The sequence below is a fragment of the Aureimonas sp. AU20 genome (assembly GCF_001442755.1).
In the GTDB taxonomy this organism is placed as follows: Bacteria; Pseudomonadota; Alphaproteobacteria; order Rhizobiales; family Rhizobiaceae; genus Aureimonas.
This window is the reverse complement of record NZ_CP006367.1, coordinates 1841353-1860910: the sequence shown is the minus strand read 5'-3', so window position 1 is coordinate 1860910 and position 19558 is coordinate 1841353. Positions and strand designations below refer to the sequence as shown.

At 67.5% G+C, this 19558-nt stretch carries 15 protein-coding genes; 8 read left to right on the top strand and 7 right to left on the bottom strand.

The window, feature by feature from the left end:
• The first annotated feature begins 144 nt into the window (after positions 1–144).
• The 5 genes from M673_RS08155 to M673_RS08135 all read left to right on the top strand — a co-directional run bounded on the left by M673_RS08155 (position 145) and on the right by M673_RS08135 (position 8132).
• On the top strand, positions 145–1155 hold the full coding sequence (locus tag M673_RS08155) for an AAA family ATPase (RefSeq protein WP_061975202.1): 1011 nt from the start codon (positions 145–147) through the stop codon (positions 1153–1155).
• 4 nt (positions 1156–1159) lie between these two features.
• The gene (locus M673_RS08150; protein ID WP_061975200.1) at positions 1160–2077 is read left to right on the top strand and encodes a DUF58 domain-containing protein; all 918 of its coding nucleotides are present in this window, start codon (positions 1160–1162) and stop codon (positions 2075–2077) included.
• The gene (locus M673_RS08145) at positions 2077–4941 is read left to right on the top strand and encodes a DUF4159 domain-containing protein (RefSeq protein ID WP_061975198.1); all 2865 of its coding nucleotides are present in this window, start codon (positions 2077–2079) and stop codon (positions 4939–4941) included. Before M673_RS08150 ends, M673_RS08145 begins: the two co-directional genes overlap by 1 nt.
• Positions 4942–4944: 3 nt before the next feature.
• Positions 4945–7020: a hypothetical protein gene (locus M673_RS08140; protein WP_061975197.1), complete on the top strand. Its 2076-nt coding sequence runs from the start codon at positions 4945–4947 to the stop codon at positions 7018–7020.
• A gap of 95 nt (positions 7021–7115) precedes the next feature.
• Positions 7116–8132, top strand: a complete 1017-nt coding sequence (locus M673_RS08135) for a patatin-like phospholipase family protein (RefSeq protein WP_082639236.1) — start codon at positions 7116–7118, stop codon at positions 8130–8132.
• Positions 8133–8164: 32 nt separating this feature from the next.
• Here M673_RS08135 and M673_RS08130 read toward each other — a convergent pair whose 3' ends face one another.
• Positions 8165–8677, bottom strand: coding sequence for a GNAT family N-acetyltransferase (locus M673_RS08130; protein ID WP_061977732.1), 513 nt, complete (start codon positions 8675–8677; stop codon positions 8165–8167).
• A 308-nt stretch (positions 8678–8985) separates the two neighbouring features.
• Here M673_RS08130 and M673_RS08125 point away from each other — a divergent pair, with 308 nt between their 5' ends.
• Positions 8986–9972, top strand: coding sequence for a glutathione S-transferase family protein (locus M673_RS08125; protein ID WP_061975193.1), 987 nt, complete (start codon positions 8986–8988; stop codon positions 9970–9972).
• 3 nt (positions 9973–9975) lie between these two features.
• Here M673_RS08125 and M673_RS08120 read toward each other — a convergent pair whose 3' ends face one another.
• The gene (locus M673_RS08120) at positions 9976–10443 is read right to left on the bottom strand and encodes an NUDIX domain-containing protein (protein WP_061975191.1); all 468 of its coding nucleotides are present in this window, start codon (positions 10441–10443) and stop codon (positions 9976–9978) included.
• 45 nt (positions 10444–10488) lie between these two features.
• On the opposite strand from M673_RS08120, the gene M673_RS08115 reads away from it, so the two are divergent.
• Both M673_RS08115 and M673_RS08110 read left to right on the top strand, forming a co-directional pair.
• Complete coding sequence (locus M673_RS08115; protein ID WP_061975189.1) at positions 10489–11478, top strand: metallophosphoesterase family protein; 990 nt, start codon at positions 10489–10491, stop codon at positions 11476–11478.
• Positions 11479–11633: 155 nt separating this feature from the next.
• Complete coding sequence (locus M673_RS08110; protein ID WP_061975187.1) at positions 11634–12785, top strand: benzoate/H(+) symporter BenE family transporter; 1152 nt, start codon at positions 11634–11636, stop codon at positions 12783–12785.
• 45 nt (positions 12786–12830) lie between these two features.
• Here M673_RS08110 and M673_RS08105 read toward each other — a convergent pair whose 3' ends face one another.
• The 5 genes from M673_RS08105 to M673_RS08085 all read right to left on the bottom strand — a co-directional run bounded on the left by M673_RS08105 (position 12831) and on the right by M673_RS08085 (position 19440).
• Positions 12831–13463, bottom strand: a complete 633-nt coding sequence (locus M673_RS08105; RefSeq protein ID WP_061975185.1) for a hypothetical protein — start codon at positions 13461–13463, stop codon at positions 12831–12833.
• A 133-nt stretch (positions 13464–13596) separates the two neighbouring features.
• A complete protein-coding gene (gene leuA, locus M673_RS08100; RefSeq protein ID WP_061975182.1) occupies positions 13597–15282 on the bottom strand; it encodes a 2-isopropylmalate synthase in 1686 nt (561 codons plus the stop codon).
• 381 nt (positions 15283–15663) lie between these two features.
• Positions 15664–16032 (bottom strand): hypothetical protein, encoded by a 369-nt coding sequence (locus M673_RS08095; RefSeq protein WP_061975180.1) that lies wholly within the window; start codon positions 16030–16032, stop codon positions 15664–15666.
• 287 nt (positions 16033–16319) lie between these two features.
• On the bottom strand, positions 16320–17225 hold the full coding sequence (locus tag M673_RS08090; protein WP_187301313.1) for a cation diffusion facilitator family transporter: 906 nt from the start codon (positions 17223–17225) through the stop codon (positions 16320–16322).
• A gap of 25 nt (positions 17226–17250) precedes the next feature.
• Positions 17251–19440 carry an anthranilate synthase gene (locus M673_RS08085; protein ID WP_061975176.1) on the bottom strand — a complete coding sequence of 730 codons (2190 nt, stop codon included), beginning with the start codon at positions 19438–19440 and terminating at the stop codon, positions 17251–17253.
• Between the last annotated feature and the right edge of the window lie 118 nt (positions 19441–19558).

The following is a 19558-nucleotide window of genomic DNA, read 5'->3' as shown; positions in this document are numbered from 1 at the left end:
GGACCGGTCTTATTTTGGTCGGGCTTCCCCGTCACGAAATAGTTGCGCGCCAGGTGCTTGCCAGCGCACGATCGCGCCATTCCTTAAGTCTGAGGGAAAGGCGCCTCGGCCCCGGTCGACGAGCGAGAAGGGACCCCCACCATCATGACGATCCTTGCACCGGAGAGCGCCGCTCTCGATCCCAAGGCCATGGTCGAGCAGGCTGAAGCCGCGCTGGCCGATATCGCGCGGGCGCGCGAGGCGGTGGGGCGCGTCATCTTCGGCCAGGAAAGCGTGGTGGAACAGACGCTGACGGCGATTCTGGCCGGCGGCCACGCGCTGCTGGTCGGCGTGCCGGGTCTTGCGAAGACCAAGCTCGTGGAAACGCTCGGCACCGTGCTCGGCCTCGACGCGCGGCGCGTCCAGTTCACGCCCGACCTCATGCCCTCCGACATCGTCGGCACGGAGGTGATGGACCAAGACGAGACCGGCCGGCGCTCCTTCCGCTTCGTGCGCGGCCCTGTCTTCGCCCAGCTCCTGATGGCCGACGAGATCAACCGCGCCAGCCCGCGCACCCAGTCCGCCCTTCTGCAAGCCATGCAGGAATATCACGTGACGGTGGCCGGCGAGCGGCACGACCTGCCCGCTCCGTTCCACGTCCTCGCCACGCAGAACCCGCTGGAGCAGGAGGGCACCTATCCCCTGCCCGAAGCGCAGCTCGACCGCTTCCTCTGCCAGATCGACGTCCATTATCCCTCGCTCGACGCCGAGCGGCGCATCTTGATGGCGACGACCGGGGTGGAGGAGGAGCGCGCCGGCGCCGTGATGACGGCCGAGCGCCTGCGCGAGATCCAGGCCTTGGTGCGCCGCATGCCGGTGCCCGACACGGTGGTGGACGCGATTCTCAACCTCGTGCGCTCGGCCCGCCCAGGCCACGGCTCGACGGAAGCCGACGCGCATATCGCCTGGGGCCCCGGCCCGCGCGCCTCGCAGTCGCTTATGACCTGCGTGCGTGCCCGCGCGCTTTACGAGGGTCGTCTCGCCCCGTCGATCGACGACGTGCGGGCGCTGGCCGAGCCGATCTTGCAGCACCGCATGGCGCTGAACTTCGCGGCGCGTGCCGAGGGCATGGGCGTGCGCGACGTGGTGAGGGTCCTCGTGCGCGGGCTCGGCTGACCTTATGGCGTCGATCGGGCGGATCGCCGAGGCGACACAGGGCGACGAGGCGTTGCTTCGCGCCCGCCAGCGCGCCGCGCTGCTGCCGGACCTCCTGGTGGAGGCGCGCCGCGTCGTCGCCACGGTGACGAGCGGCTGGCATGGGCGGCGGCGGCGCGGCACGGGCGAGAACTTCTGGCAGTTCCGACCCTTCGTCGACGGCGAGCCCGTGTCGCGGATCGACTGGCGACGCTCGGCGCGCGACGACAATGTCTACCTGCGCGACCGCGAATGGGAGGCGGCGCAGACGGTCTGGCTCTGGGCCGACCCCTCGCCCTCCATGCTCTACCAGTCGCAGGCCGGCCTCGTGTCCAAGGAAAGTCGGGCGCTGGTGCTGGTTCTCGCCTTGGCCGAACTTCTGTCGCGCTCGGGCGAGCGGATCGGCTTTCCCGACGTGATGGACCCGATCTCCGCGCGCAACGCCGCCGAGCGCATCGCCGGCGCGCTCGTGAGTCATCGGCCCGATACGGGCTTTCCCGCCGGCGAGCGCTTCAAGCGCTTCAGCGAGGTCGTGCTCGTCAGCGATTTTCTCGACCCGATGGATGAGTTGGTGGCGCGGATCGACCTCTTGTCGCGGCGCGGCGTGCGCGGGCATCTCGTGCAGATCGCCGATCCCGCCGAAGTCGCCTTTCCCTATAGCGGGCGCACCGAGTTCCGCGACCCCGAGACCGGCGCCAAGCTGACGGCCGGCCGGGCCGAAACCCTGCGCGAGGAGTATCGCACCCTGTTCGACGCGCGCAGAACGCATCTGGCCGAGCACTGCCGGCATATCGGCTGGAGCCATGTCTTCCACCTGACCGACCGTCTTGCCTCCGAACCGCTTCTGGCCCTGCATGGTCGCTTGAGCGGACAGTTCCAACCGCCGAGCGGGCAGCGCGCCTGATGGGGGGTCTGTCGCTGTCCTTCGGCGCGCCGCTGGTGCTGGCCGGACTTCTCGCCCTTCCCGTAATCTGGTGGCTGCTGCGCCTCACCCCGCCTCGTCCGCAGACCGAAGCCTTTCCGCCGCTGCGCATTCTGGAGCGCGTCGCCAAGCGCGAGGAGACGCCTTCGAAGAGCCCGTGGTGGCTGACGCTGCTGCGCCTTGCGCTCGCCGCTTTCGTGATCCTGGCACTCGCCGCGCCCATCCTCAATCCGCGCCAAAGCGCGCTGACCGGCGAAGGGCCGGTCGTGGTGCTTCTCGACAATGGCTGGGCCAGCGCGCGCGACTGGGACACGCGCCGCTCGGCCGCCGAGGCGCTGATCCGCGAGGCGGGCGAAGCGGGGCGGCCGGTGTCGCTGGCGCTGACCGCCGAGGGCCCGTCCAACGACGTGGCGCCCGTGGAAGCCGCGACGGCGCTGGAGCACCTCGGAGCCGCCGAGCCCCGCCCCATCCCGGTCGACCGCCGGGCGGCCGCCGCGCGGCTTGCCAGCGTGCTGAACGGCCAGGGCGGGATCAGCCTTGCGCTTCTGACCGACGGGCTCGACGCCCCAGGCACGGTCGAAGCGGCCGATGCTCTGCGCGCGCTAGCACCCGTTCAGTCCCTGGTCTATCGCCCCTCGCTCGCCGGCCTGGTCGGCCTGACGGCGGCCGACAATGCCACCGAGGCGCTGCGCGTCGCGGGCCTTCGCCCCGATGGGGAAAGCGCCGCGCCCGCCGAAGTGACCTTACGCGCGCTGGACGCGCAGGAGCGCGAGATCGGCCGCGCGCCGCTCGCCTTCGCCGCCGGTTCGGCCACGGGCGAGGCGCGCTTCGAAGTGCCCGTGGAACTGCGCAACGACATCGCCCGGATCGAGCGTGAGGGCGTGGGGGACGCCGCAGCCGTGCGGCTGGTGGACGACAGTTTCCAGCGCCGCAAGGTCGGGCTCGTGTCCGGCGAAGCGGCCGATCTCGCCCAGCCGCTGCTTTCGCCGCTCTATTACATCACGCGGGCTCTGGAGCCCTTCGCCGATCTCGTGCGCGCCGAAAGCGCCGATCTCGGGATGGCCGTTCCCGCGCTGGTGCGCCAGAACCCCTCGATCATCGTGCTCGCCGACATTGGCGTCCTGCCTGAGCCGGCGCGCGAGGCCCTGACCGGCTTCGTCGAGAAGGGCGGCGTGCTTCTGCGCTTCGCGGGCCCGCGTCTCGCCGCCTCCACCGCCGAGGACGATCTCGTGCCGGTGCGCCTGCGCGGTGGCGAGCGCCAGCTCGGCGGCGCCCTGTCCTGGTCCGAGCCACAGCGCTTGGCACCCATCCCGCCCGAGAGCCCGCTTGCCGGCATCGTGATCCCAGACGACGTGACCGTGTCGCGCCAGATCCTGGCCGAGCCTTCGGCGGAGCTGGCCGGGCGCACCTGGGCAAGCCTTGCCGACGGCACCCCGATCATCACCGCCAGCGCGCGCGGCGCCGGCAGCATCATCCTCGTCCACACGACGGCGGAAGCGACTTGGTCGAACCTGCCGATCTCCGGCGCCTTCGTGGACGTCCTGCGCCGCGTCGTCACTCTGTCGCGCGGCACCAGCGCCGCGGGCGGCGAAGGCGGGGCGCAGGTCCTGCCGCCCTATCGTGTCATGAACGGCGAAGGCCGCCTCGTGCAGCCAGGGCCGGACGTTCGGCCGCTGACGGTTCGTGCCGGCGAGGCGCCCGTTCCCTCGGCCGACCATCCGCCTGGCCTCTACGGCACCTCGGAAGGCTACCGTGCGCTGAACCTCCTGGCGGCCGATGCGCGGCTCTCCGCTCTGCCCGAACTCGATCTCGGCGCGCCGCTCACAACGCGCGCCTATGGCACGGAGGATGCCACCGACTTGACCCCCTGGCTCTTTGCCGGCGCGCTGGCCCTGTTCGCGCTCGACGCCTTCGCGCTGCTCTGGCTGAACGGGGGCCTGTCCCGCCTCGGCCGCCGCTTGCCCGGCGCGCGCCGCCCCTCCTCCGCCCTGCCCTTGCTGCTGCTGGGTGCCGCGCTCCTCGCCTGGCCGGCCGATCCGGCTCGCGCGCAGACACGCGCGCCCAACGAGGCGACGCAGGGCCTCGACGGGATCGACGCGCAGAAGGCGATCGAGGCGACGGAAGCCACCCATCTCGCCTATGTCGAAACCGGCGACGCGGAGACCGACCGCATCTCTCGCCAGGGCCTTTCGGGCCTGTCCCAGTTCGTCGCGTCCAAGACGGCGCTGGAGCCCGGCGAGCCCGAGGCGGTGGATATCGAACGGGACGAGCTTTCCTTCTTTCCCATCCTCTACTGGCCCGTCCACGCCAACGCCCCCATGCCGACGCAGGCCGCGATCAGCCGCGTCGACGCCTATATGAAGCAGGGCGGCACGGTCCTGTTCGACGTGGAGGGCGACGCGGCGGGTGATCTGTCCGGCGCCGCCGTTTCGCCCGGCCAGCGCCGCCTGCGCGACATCCTGGCCGATCTCGACGTGCCGCCGCTCGAGCCGGTCCCCGCCGACCACGTGCTGACCAAGGCCTTCTACATCCTGGACAGTTTTCCCGGCCGGCACACCGGCTCGGACCTTTGGGTGGAGTCGCTGACGCGAAACCCTGACGCGCAGGCCCGTCCGGCCAGCGCCGGCGACGGCGTATCCTCCATCATGATCACGTCCAACGATTTCGCCAGCGCCTGGGCGGTGGACGACAGCGGCCTCTTCGTGCGCCCGACCGATTCCGCCGACCCGGCCCAGCGCGACTATGCCTACCGGGCGGGGGTCAACATCGTGATGTATGTGCTGACCGGCAACTACAAGGCCGATCAGGTTCATGTGCCCGCGCTTCTCGAACGGTTGGGGCAGTAGCGCATGAGCTGGTCGATCACCTTCGCGCCCTTCTTTTCCTGGACGGTTCTCGCCCTCCTTTGCGTGCCCGCGCTGTTTCTCGCCGCCGCGCTGGTCTTCGCTGGCCTTCGCGGCGCGGTGCTGCGCGTTCTCGCCATCGCGGCGCTGCTCCTGGCGCTTCTCAACCCCGTCGTCCTGCGCGAGCAGCGCGATCCCCTGAAGAGCGTCGTCGCCCTCATAGTGGACCGCTCGCAGAGCCAATCGATCGGCGAGCGCACGGCGCAGACAGACGAGGCCGTGGCCGCGCTGCGCCAGCGGCTGGAAGCTTTCCCGGAATTCGAGGTCCGCACGGTCGATGCCCGCTCGGAAGGGACCGGCGACGCGACCACGGCTCTCTTCGGGGCACTGCGCTCCGCGCTCAGCGACGTCTCGCCGGGCCGGGTCGGCGGCGCCATCATGGTGACCGACGGGCAGGTCCACGACATTCCCGCCAATGCCGGCGCGCTCGGCTTCGACGCGCCGCTCCACGCGCTGGTGACGGGCCGTCCCGACGAGTTCGACCGCCGGCTCGACCTCGTCACCGCCCCCCGCTTCGGCCTCGTGGAGCAGCCGCAGACCCTGACCTATCGCGTCGTGGAAGAAGGGCCGCGCGCCTCGCGCAATCCGGTCGAGGTTCAGGTCTTCCTGAATGGCGACCTCGTGCAGCGCCAGAGCGCGGTGCCGGGCGAGCCGACCTCGGTACAGATCACCCTGCCGCGCGCGGGCAAGAACATCGTGGAGCTTTCGGCGGCGCGCGATCCGCAGGAGATCACCGCCGTCAACAACCGGGCGATCGCCGTCATCGATGGCATTCGCGAGAACCTGCGCGTTCTCCTCGTCTCGGGCGAGCCGCATGCCGGCGAGCGTACGTGGCGCAACCTCCTGAAGTCGGACGCGGCGGTGGACCTCGTCCACTTCACCATCCTGCGCCCGCCGGAAAAGCAGGACGGCACGCCGATCAACGAATTGTCGCTGATCGCGTTTCCGACCCGTGAACTCTTCGTCGAGAAGATCGAGGATTTCGACCTCATCATCTTCGACCGGTACCAGCGCCGGGGCGTACTGCCGACGCTCTACTACGACTACATCGCCCAATATGTCGAAAACGGCGGCGCCATGCTGATCGCCTCCGGCCCGGAATATGCCGGCCCGGACTCGGTCGCCAATTCGCCGCTCGCCTCCATCCTGCCGGCTCTGCCGACGGGCCAGGTGGATCTGCGCGCCTATCGCCCTGTTCTTTCGGAGCTCGGTCGCAAGCATCCCGTGACGCGCGGCCTGCCGGGCTCGGAAGTCTCGCCGCCGAACTGGAGCCCCTGGTTCCGCACGATCGACGTGGGTGAGACCAAGGGCGAAACGGTCATGACCGGCCCGGACAACAAGCCGCTCCTGGTGCTGAACCGCGCCGGCCAAGGCCGCGTCGCTCTGCTTCTGTCGGATCAGGGCTGGCTCTGGTCGCGCGGCTACGAGGGCGGCGGCCCGCATGTCGCCTTGTTCCGCCGGCTGGCGCACTGGCTGATGAAGGAGCCCGAACTGGAGGAAGAGGCGCTAGACGCCGAAGGCTCCGACTCCGACCTTCTCATCACCCGCCACACGATCGGCGGCGATCCCGGCCCGGCGACAGTGGTGACGCCCACCGGTCAGGCGCTTCAGGTCACGCTGACCGATGGTGGCAACGGCGAATGGCAGGGGCGGTTGCAGACCGGCGAGCTCGGTCTCTATCAGGTCGCCAACGGCGACTTGCGAGCGCTGGCCAATCTCGGTCCGGTGAACCCGCGCGAGTATCGCGAGGCGATCTCGACCACCGCCAAGCTTCAGCCGATCGCGTCCGAAACGCGCGGCAGCGTCCGGCGGCTGGCGGAGGCGCAAGGCGGCATCACCGTTCCCCGCATCGTGCCCATGGCCGGGCGCGCGGACGCCGAAGGGCGGGACTGGATCGGCCTTCGCACCACGCAGGAAACGGTTCTGCGCGGGGTCGATCGCACGCCGCTCTTCGCCGGTTTCCTCGGCCTCGCCGTCCTGCTTCTGGCGCTTTCGGCCACGTGGTATCGCGAAGGGCGCTGAGGCTCCCTCGCGACCCTCACGGGGAACCATTTCGCATCTGCGAACGTCTCGCTTCCCACGAACAGACGCGACGGTGAAGCGGAGAGCGTGCCGGTATGACAGCAGTTTGTCTTGCCCTGCAAGGAGGCGGCGCGCACGGCGCCTTCACATGGGGCGTGCTCGACCGGCTTCTGGAGGACGGCCGTTTTCAGCCGGCGGCGATCAGCGGCACGAGCGCCGGCGCGTTGAACGCCGCCGCCCTGGCGACCGGACTGAGTGAGGGCCCCGACGCGGCGCGCCAGACGCTCGAGGCGCTATGGCAGGAGGTCTCGCGCCGCTCGCCACTGGGCGCGGCCGAAAACCGCCTCCCCTTCTTCCCGTTCAGCCGCTCCATGGTGCATGAAGCGATCGAACGCATGAAGCTCTTCGGGCAACTTGTTTCGCCCTATAGTTTCGGCCTGCCGGCCGACAACGCGCTGCGCCCGGTCTTGGAAGCGGTGATCGATTTTCCGCTGCTGCAAAGCGAGCGCGTCGTGCCGACCTTCGTCTCTGCCACAGATGTGGAAAGCGGCAATGTGCGGGTCTTCTCGGGCGAGGAGCTGACGGCCGACGCGCTTCTGGCCTCGGCCTGCCTGCCGGACGTGTTTCGCGCGGTGGAGATCGACGGGCGTCCCTATTGGGACGGTGGCTATGTCGGCAATCCGATGCTGACGCCCTTCTTCGCGGAGGATCGCGGCGCCTGCGACATTCTCATCATCCAGGTGACGCCCTTCCACCGCGCCGGCTCGCCGGAAACGCCGGGCGACATCATGGGCCGGGTGCAGGAGATCACCTTCAACACCTCGCTGATCCGCGACCTGCGCATGCTCACCGAGGTGCAGCGGCTGGTGAAGGGCGCGGATCTCGAAAACCCGGTGATGCAGCGGATCGCGGGTCTGCGCCTTCACATGATCGAGGCGGGCGAGGCCATGTCGCGCCGGGGCAGCGCTGGCAAGATGGACACGCGCTGGTCCGAACTCACGGACCTGCGCGACCTCGGCCGCGAAGCCGCCGACGACTGGCTCTCCGAGAACGGCGCCGATGTCGGTCGGCGCTCGACCCTCAAGGGTGAGTTCGGCATTCTGACGGTATGATGGCCTGGCGACGGCGCGGGGAAACGACCCCGTCAGCGGCGGGGCAGAACTTGGCCGCTCACCCCATCCAGCGCGCCGGGCACGAGTTCCAGACCCAGAAGCCGTGTCTCGTCCACCGGGCCGGGCATTGTCACCGAGCCGACCGGCAGCGGCTGATAGCCGAGCGGCATGTAATAGGCGCGGTCGCCCACGAGAAAAATCGCCCGCTCGCCGGCCGCGCGCGCCGCATCGGCGCTCAGCGCCAGCAGCATCCGGCCGATGCCCCGCTTCTTGAAGGCGGGCCGCACCGCGAGCGGCCCCAGCATGAGGACAGGGCTCTCGCCGATACGCACCGGCGTCAACCGCACCGAGCCGACCACCTCGCCACGCAGGACGGCGACGCGCGACAGCGCGAGATCGTGCGAACTGTGCTCGCGCACGCGCTCCGCCGCCCGGGTGAACCGGCCGGGGCCGAAGGCTTCGGCGTTGATGGCTTCGATCGTGTTCGCATGCGCGAACTGCTCCGCCTCGAAGGCGAGGTCGAGATCCTGAAGAAGGGACAGCATGGCAAGGTCCGACAATGGGGGGCAAATTTGCCCGCGCCCGGACCTTGGAGAAAGGTCAGGCGGCGGCGTCGAAGGCAGCGGCACAGGCCGCTTCGTCTCGTCGTCGTCGCAATTGCATCGAACCCATTCCTCGTGGCCGAGCCCTGTCGCTCGGCCGGGCTTCCTAGCACCGCGCGAAGAGAAAATCCATTCCCCTTTTTTCCGTCGCATCCCATGCCGGGCGTGACGCTCTGTTGCCGCCTTTTGGGGGGAACGCCCGTCACGTCCTTCGTTTATGCTAGCGGGCGGCAACGAGACGGAGCGAGACGATGGGACTTCTGGTGGACGGCCAGTGGCAGGACAAGTGGTACGACACGAAGGCGACGGGCGGGCGCTTCCAGCGCACGACGACGAGCTTCCGACGCTGGGTCACGCCCGATGGCGCGCCGGGGCCGGATGGTCAGGACGCCGTTCCCGCCGAGGCCGGGCGCTACCATCTCTATGTCTCGCTCGCCTGCCCCTGGGCGCATCGCACGCTGATCCTTCGCAAGCTCAAGAAGCTGGAGGACGTGATCTCCGTCTCTGTCGTGGACTGGCACATGGCGGAAGAAGGCTGGGTCTTCTCCGATCGCCAGGGCGCGATCCCCGACAGCGTGAACGGCGCCAAGCGGCTCTATGAGGTCTATCTCCAGGCCGACCCGCATTACACCGGCCGCGTCACCGTTCCGGTTTTGTGGGACAAGCGGGACGGCACGATCGTCAACAACGAGTCGGCCGAAATCCTTCGCATGTTCAATTCGAGCTTCGACGCGTTCGGCGACCGCAGCGTCGATGTCTGCCCGGCGGATCTGATGCCCGAGATCGAGGCGATCAATTCCGTCGTCTACGACAAGGTGAACAACGGCGTCTATAAATGCGGTTTCGCAACCGCGCAGGACGCCTATGAGGATGCCTTCCATGCGCTGTTCGACACGCTGGACGAGTTGGAAGCGCGGCTCGGCCGCCAGCGTTATCTGACCGGCCCCCGCATCACCGAAGCCGACTGGCGCCTCTTCACCACGCTGATCCGCTTCGACCCCGTCTATGTCGGCCACTTCAAGTGCAACAAGCGCCGGATCGCGGACTACCCCAGTCTCTTCCAATACATGCTGGAACTCTACCAGTGGCCGGGCGTCGCCGAGACGGTCGACTTCCACCATATCAAGCATCACTATTACGAGAGCCACGGGACGATCAATCCGACCGGCATCGTGCCGCTCGGGCCGGAGCAGGACCTCGACCAGCCGCACGACCGAGGCCGATTGCCGGCGGTCTGAAGCCTACCAGTCTTCCGGCCGAGGGACGCCGAGCTGGAAGTCCTCCTCAATGCGCCGGCGCGTCGCGGGCGTCGTGCCTTCGGGCAGGGCGTCCGGCGCGAAGAAGCCGGTCTCGGCGATCTCGCGATCCGGCAAGCGCGGCCTGGTCTGGCGGACACGGTCGCAGCGATAGAGCAGAACATGGTCCCGGCCCTCGCGCCGGTTATAGAAGGCGGCGACGAGCCGGGGCGCGGTCTCGCAGACGAGATGGCCCTCCTCCTCCGCCTCGCGGCACACCGCCGTCAGCGCGGACTCGCCGGGGTCCACCGCGCCGCCGGGCAGATACCAGCCCTCACGGTAGGCATGGCGCACGAGAAAGACCCGGCCCGCCTCGTCGGTCGCGTGCAGCCGCACGCCAAGCGTCATCGGCCGGGACAAAAGCGCCCAGCGGCGGAGCCCCCTGCCGAGCAGGCGTTGCGCCAGCGCCTTCATGGGGAGCCCCTTTCCATTCCAGCCGGAGCGGCTACTTCCAGACCCATGTTTCGACTCGCCCATCTCTCCGACATCCACCTGGGTCCCCTGCCCGAGCTTTCCTACCGGGAACTCGCGTCGAAGCGGATCACGGGCTATATCAATTGGCAGCGCAACCGGAAACGGGCGATGTTCGGCGACACGCTTCTGCGTCTCGTCGCCGACATGAAGGCGCAGCGGCCCGACCATGTCGCGGTGACGGGCGACCTCGTCAATCTCGCCTCCAAGCAGGAAATCATCGGCGCGCGCCTCTGGCTGGAGGATCTGGGAAAGCCGGACTTCGTTTCGGTCGTTCCCGGCAATCACGACGCCTATGTGCCCGGCGCCCTCAAGCGCGCCTATCGCGAATGGCATCCCTACATGCTGGGCGACCATGGACTCGGGGCAGAGGCCAAGCATTTCCCCTATCTGCGCGTTCGCGGCCCCGTCGCGATCATCGGCACATCCAGCGCCGAGGCGACGGCACCATTCTTTGCCACCGGCTCGTTCAAGCGCGGTCAGGCGCTGCGCACCGCGAAACTGCTCACCGAGGCCAAGGCGCGCGGTCTGTTTCGTGTGGTGATGATCCACCATCCGCCGATTTCGGGCGCGGCCGCCTGGTCGAAACGCCTCATCGGCAAGCAGTTCTTCTCCAAGGTCATCCACGATGCCGGCGCGGAACTGGTTCTGCATGGGCATACGCATCTCGACACGATCTACTGGCTGACGGGCCCAGACGGCGAGAAGGTGCCGGTGGTCGGCGTGCCGTCGGCCAGCCAGAACGCGGGAAGCGACAAGCCGCCCTCGCGCTACAACCTCTTTGAGATCGAAGGCGGACCCGGCCATTGGTCGCTGACGCAGCGCGAACGCGGCCTGAAGCTCGACGGATCGGGGATCGACTGGATTCGCGAGCGCCAGCTCCTTTCCGACGGCACGGCGGTGAACGCGCATCCGCGCGAGGACGCCAAACCTGCCGGCGAGGCGTCGCTGGACGAAACCGGCCACCTGTCGGGCTGAAGCACCTCGGAGGATTGAGGCGAAGTCGCTTCGCATCCGAACGAGGCGGGGAAACTGGGAGTCAAAGCGTCTCGGCGACAATGACCTTGCGGCGGGCGCCGGAAGGGTCGTAAGCCGCGCTGGCGCCCTGCCCGCCTCTCTCGCGAAAGCCTGATATGCGCCTGCCTCCTCTTGCCGCCCTTTCGGCCGGCCTTCTCGCCGCCTTCGTGGGCTTCGCCAGTTCCTTCTCCGTCGTGCTACAAGGGCTGGTCGGCGTCGGCGCGACGGCGGAGCAGGCGGCGTCCGGCATCATGGCGCTGTCGGTCGGCATGGGCGTCTGCGGGCTGCTGGTGTCGCTGCGAACGCGCATGCCGATCTCCATTGCTTGGTCGACGCCGGGCGCGGCGCTTCTGGCCGGCGCCGGGCTGCCGGAGGGCGGTTTCACCTCGGCGGTCGGCGCCTTTTTGTTCGCGGCGACGCTGGTAATCCTGGCGGGTCTGGTGAAGCCGATCGGCCGGACCATTGCGGCCATTCCCCTTTCGCTCGCCAACGCCATGCTGGCCGGCATCCTCCTGCCCCTCTGCCTCGCGCCCGTGAAGGCCGTCGCCGCGGCGCCGCTGGAGGGTCTCGCCATCGTCGCCGTGTGGTTCCTGGTCGGGCGGTGGAACCGTGTCCTTGCCGTGCCATCGGCGGCAGTCGCCACGTTTCTTCTGATCTATCTCCTTCATGCTGGGCCGAGCGGCGGGGCGCCGATCGTGCCCGATCCGATCCTCGTCATACCCCATTGGTCGCTCTCGGCCATCGTGGGGCTCGGTCTGCCGCTCTTCCTCATCACCATGGCCTCGCAAAACATTCCGGGGCTCGCGGTGCTGAAGGTCAACGGATACGCGCCCGAGCCCGGCCCGCTCTTCACCGCGACAGGCATCTTCAGCCTGTTCTGCGCGCCTTTCGGCGGCCATGCGGTCAATCTGGCGGCGATCACGGCGGCAATCTGCGCGGGCGACGAAGCCGGGCCGGATCGCGCCCGGCGCTGGTGGGCCGGCATCGTCTCGGGGCTCGCCTATATCGTCTTCGGACTGGCGGCAGGCTGGGCCACGGCCTTCGCCGCACAGGCGCCCGTCCTGATCCAGGCCATGGCGGGGCTGGCGCTGGTCGGCGCCTTCACCGGCGCGCTAACGGGAACGATCGCGGAAGCACGAGATCGCGAAGCCGCCATCCTCTGCTTCCTGGTGACGGCGTCGGGCACCGCCTTCTTCGGCATCAGCGCCCCATTCTGGGGCTTGACGGTTGGAGGCATCGCGCTTGTGGCGACGCGGTTGCGGGCCTGACGGGTCGATGCCCACGGCCTCGGATCAGGCCGTGAGGGTCGAATTTTAGAAAAGCGGCGAGCCGCGCGATGCGGCGATGGCCATGAGAAGGCCGACGCCCACCACGATACCGATCATCAGCCAGGACAGGGCGATCACGAAATCCGTGGACGGCGGGCGGGCCGGCAGTCGCAGCGGATCGTCGGAGGAAATGCTGACCGGCGCGGTCAGCGTCGGCTGCGGGCGCTCGGCCTGCGCGAGGCGCGTGCCCAGCCCGTCGAAGGCGGCGAGCGCCTTGTCCCGCTCCACGATCCGCTCGGCGATATAGTCCGTCACTCGATCGACGATGAAGCGCAGCTCGGGGGATTCGGCGAGGGTCAGCCGGCCAAGGCGGGTTTCGCGCACGAAGCGATAAGTGCGCCGGTCCCGCCCCATCATCACATGGGCCGTCGCGTCGATCCAGAAACGCGGCTGGTTGCCGCTGCTCAAGGTGAAGTCGAACAGGTCGTCGTCGCTCGGCACGGCGTCGACGATGGGCTGGAGTTCGTCCACGAACATTTCCAGACGAGCGCGATCGGCCTCGCGAATGTCCACCACGATGTCGGTGCGCTGAGCGGCGGCGATCTTGGCGGCGCGCACGGCGTCGGCCAGTCGCTTCGTTCCGTTCGTCACCGCCACAGCGGATTTGGCCTCGGCCATCTTGCCACCTCGACTGATCGGGCGACGGACCTTCATGGTCCGCCTCACACGACCCACCACCCCTAGCCGAGCAGGCTTTCGCGAAACCTGTCCCGAGCCGGGCCCGCCGGAAGGCAGGCCCGGCCCGCAGGCATCAGAGCGCGAGGACGCGATTGGCGGCCGATACGATCGCCTTCAGCGAGGCGGTCGTGGCGTTCTGGTCGATCCCGGCGCCGAAGACCCGGCCGTTTTCGTGCTCGATCTCCATATAGGCGATCGCGCTCGCGTTCGAGCCGCGCTGCAGCGAATGTTCGGAATAGTCCGCGACGCTGAGATCAACGCCGAGATGGCGGTTCAACGCATCGATGAACCCATCGATGGCGCCCGTACCCCGACCTTCGATGCGGATCTCCTTGCCGCCGTCGAGGATGGTCGCCTCCACCACACGGCTCGTGCGGTCACCCTCCACCCGCGTGAAGTGATCGACATAGCGCAGGCGCATGCCGGGCTGGTCGACGTAGCGCTCGATGAAGCGGTCGTAGATGCGCTTGACCGGCAGCTCGCGCCCTTCCTCGTCGGTGATCCGCTGAATGTCCTCACGGAACTCAATCTGCAGGTTGCGCGGCAGGTTCAAGCCGTAGTCGGCCTGCAGGACATAGGCGATGCCGCCCTTGCCTGACTGCGAGTTGATGCGGATGATCGCCTCGTAGGAGCGACCGACATCCTGCGGATCGATCGGCAGATAGGGCACTTCCCAGATCGGCGTATTGGCGACCTTATGGGCCTTCATGCCCTTGTTGATCGCGTCCTGATGCGAGCCGGAGAAGGCGGTGTAGACGAGTTCGCCGACATAAGGATGCCGCTCGGGAATCGTCAGCTGGTTGCAGTACTCGTAGACGTCCTTGATCCGGTTGATGTCGGAGACGTCGAGTTCCGGGTCCACCCCTTGCGTGAACATGTTCAGCGCCAGGGTAACGAGATCGACATTGCCGGTGCGCTCGCCGTTGCCGAACAAAGTGCCCTCGACGCGGTCGGCACCGGCGAGCAGGCCCATTTCGGTGGCGGCGACGGCCGTGCCCCGGTCGTTGTGCGGATGCAAGGACAGGAGGATCGTGTCGCGATTGTCGAGATTGCGGCTCATCCACTCGATCTGGTCGGCATGGATGTTGGGCGTCGACATTTCGACGGTCGCCGGCAGATTGAGGATCAACTGGTTCTCGGCGGTCGGCTTCACCACCTCGGCGACGGCGTTGCAGATTTCCAACGCGAAATCCAACTCGGTGCCGGTGAAGCTTTCAGGCGAATATTCGAAGCGGAAGTCGCCCCCGGCCTTGGCCGCCATGTCGGTGATCATCTTGGCCGCGTCCACCGCGATCTGGCGGATGCCGGCGCGGTCCTTGCCGAACACGACGCGGCGCTGCAACTCGCTGGTGGAATTATAGAAATGGACGATCGGGCGGCGTGCGCCCTCCAGGCTCTCAAAGGTGCGCGAGATCAGCTCGGGCCGGCATTGGACGAGAACCTGCAAGGACACGTCGTCGGCCACGCCCCCCTCTTCCACGCACCAGCGCACGAAGTCGAAATCGGTCTGCGAGGCCGAGGGGAAGCCGATCTCGATCTCCTTGAAGCGCATCGCCTTCAGAAGCACGAACATGCGCGACTTGCGGTCGTGGCCCATTGGATCGACCAGGGCCTGGTTGCCGTCGCGCAGGTCCACCGAGCACCAGATCGGCGCCTTCTCGATGCGACGCGTCGGCCACTGCCGATCCGGCAGATCGACGGCGGGATAGGGTTGGTACTTGGTTGCGGCCTTCGCCATGACGGGAGAAGAAACGGACATCGGGATCACCTTGCTCGTTCGGCAAAGACGGGCGGCCGGAAGGCACGCAGAGCCGTCTTTCAAAGTTTCAGGAGGATGTAAAGCCGAAGAGACGGTGGGCGCTGGGCGCCGGCTCGACCGCCGGGCGCCCCTTCGTTAACGGGCCCGACGATCGCCAGTAAGCGCGAGAAGGCCCGGAAGAAGACGCGAGAATCCCTTGGCGGCGATGGCCGCGCTGGCGCCCTTGAAGGCGAAGGGGGATTCGATTCCGCTCATGCGCAGATGTGTGACGCCTCCAGCGGGGAAAAGCAAGACACATCCCAAGGCGCATCCCGTTCCCAAACGCAAAAAGCCCGGCTCGAAAGCCGGGCTTTGGCGGGGCTGGTTGGCCCGATGGTCGGATTAGAAGCTGTCCGAACCCGGGACCAGGATCCGCGAGACGGCGGAAGCCGGGGTCGCGCCGTTGTTGTAGACGCCCTTCGACACTGCGTTCAGATCGCGGGCCTCGTCGGCGTGCGTCGAAGCGCGCGAGCCGGGGATGATGCCCTCGTTGGCGCTGACGCCGGCGGGATAACCGAAGGAACGGGTCTCGACCGTGGAAACAGTCGCGCCGCGAGCGGCGGCCTGACCGACGATCACCGAGTTAGTGGCGTGGTCGGCCTGAACTTCCTCGTAGAAATCGGAGCCCGGGACCAGGCCGGCGGCCGAAGAAGCGCTCGAAAACGCAACAAGAGAAAGCACGGCAGCGGAGGCAAACGTGAAGATTTTCATAACTTTATTCCCCATAAAGGTTTCAACGACTGGCGGGGCTGACTTTTGTATTTCCAAGTCAGTCGCTTTATTTCCGCGTCGTTCGATGACCCTGATGTAGGCGGTTCCTGTCGCGGCTACGAGTAGCGGATTGCGAACAGTCCGTTCCAAAAGTAAGTTGCGCTTGCTATTGACCTTCCAATCGCACTGCACCAATCCCCGGCAAATTGCTTCGCAACCGCAAAAAGAAGGGGCAGCGAATGTCGCTGCCCCTTCAAAGCTTTAGGCTTTTTTGCGCTTTGTGACGCCTAAATGACGGGCACTCCGACCTGCTTGGCCTCCGCCTCAGGTTCGACATGAATGAGAACGCGGGCGTTCGCGAATTCGCCCTGGAGTGCGTCTTCGATCCGGTCGCAGATGACATGCGCGTCGCCGACGCTCATCGCGCTGGGCACCACCATGTGGAATTCGATGAAGATCGCCCGGCCTGCGATGCGCGTTCGCACGTCGTGGACCTCCAGCGCGCCGATTCCGTTGGTCGAGATGATATCGCGCACGCGCGTGTCGTCAGGTCCGTCCAACGCCTGGTCCATTAGACCCGAAAGCGATGCGGCGACGACCTTCCAGCCTTCGCGCAGGATGTTCAGCGCGACCAACGCGGCCAGCAGCGGATCGAGGAAGAGCCAGCCGGTGGCCTGCGCGACGAGAAGACCGGCCAGCACGCCGACCGAAGTCACGACATCGGCCATGATGTGACGACCATCGGCATCGAGCGCTGGCGAGCGATGCTCCCGCCCCTTGCGGATCAGAACCGAGGCCCAGAAGGCGTTGATCACCGTCGCGACGCCATTGATGCCGATGCCAAGCAGCGGCGCCTCGATGGCGCGGGGCTCGACATACGCGCCCCAGGCCTCGCGCAGAATCAGAAGCGCGGCGAGAACGATCAGCACGCCCTCTACCACGGCGGAGAAATACTCCGCCTTGGTGTGGCCGAACGGGTGGTCGGCATCGGCCGGCTTGTAGGAGACCGTCACCGCCCAAAGGGCAATGAGGCCGGCCACGACGTTGACGATCGATTCCAGCGCGTCCGAGAACAGCGCGACGGAGCCCGTCACGAGATAGGCGAGATATTTGATCCCGAGCACGAGGCAGGCGATCGCGACGGTGATCGTCGCGGTGCGCTTGACCAGACGACCGCTGTCGTCGTCGCTCATGGTGACAGCCGCCGCGTTCATCGCGTCAAGCCGCCGGGCCGCGGTTGCGCCGGGGCAGCTTGGCCACGACGTTCTCGATCATCTTCATGCCGGCATCTCCTCCGAGGCTCATGATGCTTTCGGGGTGGAACTGCACAGCCGCGACCGGCTCGTGCTTGTGTTCGAAGGCCATGACGACGCCGTCCTCGGTTTCGGCCGTCACCTCGAACTCGCGCGGCAGGCGCACGGGATCGGCGAAGATCGAATGGTAGCGCCCGACCGTCACCTCCGACGGCAGCCCGGCGAAGATCGTGCCCGGCGAGGACACGCGAATGCGCGAGGGCTTGCCGTGAACGGGCACATGCAGCGTGCGCAGCGTGCCGCCATAGCTTTCCGTCAGCGCCTGCAGCCCGAGACAGACACCGAAGATCGGCGCGTTCCGCTTGCGGGCGAGCGCGATCGTGCCTCGGCAGTCGAAATCGTCGGGCTTGCCGGGTCCGGGCGAGAGAACCACGAGATCGGGCGCGACGCGGTCGAAGATTTCCTCCGGCACGGGCGTGCGCACCGTCGTCACCTCGGCGCCGGTCTGGCGGAAGTAATTGGCGAGCGTGTGGACGAAACTGTCCTCGTGATCCACCAGGAGAATGCGAACACCCTCCCCGACCTTCGGGCGTTCTCCCGTGATCCCGGCGGCCTGCGGCGTGCCGGCCTCGCGAATGGCGGAGATCAGCGCCGAGGCCTTGAGCTCGGTCTCGGCCTCCTCCTCCTCCGGGTTGGAATCGTAGAGAAGCGTCGCGCCGGCCCGCACCTCCGCGATGCCGCCGTTGAGGCGAATGGTGCGCAGCGTCAGGCCAGTGTTCATGTCGCCGTTGAAATGCAGCATGCCGACTGCTCCGCCGTACCAGGCACGGGCGCTCTTCTCGTTCTCCTCGATGAAGCGCATGGCCCAGAGCTTGGGCGCGCCCGTCACCGTCACCGCCCAGGCATGGCTCATGAAAGCATCCATCGCGTCCATGCCCTCACGCAGACGACCCTCGATATGGTCCACAGTGTGGATCAGGCGCGAGTACATCTCGATCTGACGCCGGCCGATGACACGCACCGAGCCAGGCTCGCAGACGCGGCTCTTGTCGTTGCGATCGACGTCGGAGCACATGGTCAGCTCCGACTCGTCCTTCTTGGAATTCAAGAGCTTCAGGATCTGCTCGGAATCCGAGATCGCGTCCTCGCCGCGCCGGATCGTGCCGGAGATCGGGCAGGTCTCGACCCGGCGCCCCGACACACGCACGAACATTTCCGGGCTCGCGCCGATCAGGAATTCGTTGCCGCCGAGATTGATGAAGAAGGAATAGGGCGAGGGATTGATCGCCTTCAACCGCCGCGAAATGGCGGAGGGGCGACTGTCCACACGCTCGTAGAAGGTCTGGCCCGGCACGACCTCGAACAGGTCGCCGCGCATGAACTTGTCCTTGGCACGGCGCACGAGCGAGGCGTATTCGCCCGGCTTGTGATCGCCCCGCTCGGGCGTGTGGTTGGCCGGCAGGAAGGGCGCAGGCGCGCCGCCGCCTTCGAGCCCTTCGGTGGAGTGCCCGTCCTTCTCGAACTCGTAGGCCTCGACATAGGCCCGGGCGGAATAATGATCCACCATCAGGATTTCGTCCGGCAGATAGAGAACGAGATCGCGCCTGCTATCGCCACGCGCCAGCGTTTCCTTCACCGGGTCGAACTGGAAGGCCAGGTCGTAGCCGAAGGCGCCGTAGAGGCCGAGATCGCTGTCGGCATCCGACTTGAACAGCGCGGTAATGGCACGCAGCACGGAGAAGACCGTGGGCATGCGCGAGCGCTCTTCCTCGGTAAAGGCGCGCGAGGGCAGCGCCACCACGAGGTCGAGCCGATCTTCGCCGGGGGTCGTCTCGGCAATGTCCTCGTGACCCTTCAGGGCCTCGGCGACGAAGCCGAGGATCACGCGCCCGCGCGGGTTGAGCGCCTCGATGCGCACGTTTCGGCCGGACGAGGTCAGCGCCAGCGGCGGATCGATGATCGCCGTGTCCCAGCGCGTGTAGCGGCCGGGATACTCGTAATTGGAGGAGAAGACCGCGCCCCGGCTGTTGTCGAGCCGGTCGACATAGGGCTCGATGGCCCCGGCGTAATCGACGTCGCGGCGACGTCGCGTCACCGTCACCCCGCCTTCGGTCTCGTATCGGAACGCGCCGTCGGCGGCGGTTTCGAGGGTCATGACTCCACTCCTTGTTAGAAGCACCGGCCCTCGCGGCCCTTTTTCAAGCAAAAAGGCCGCCGGGGGTCCCGGGGCGGCCTTTGTTTTCGAACAGACGCACGTGTTCGCAAGCCGCCTA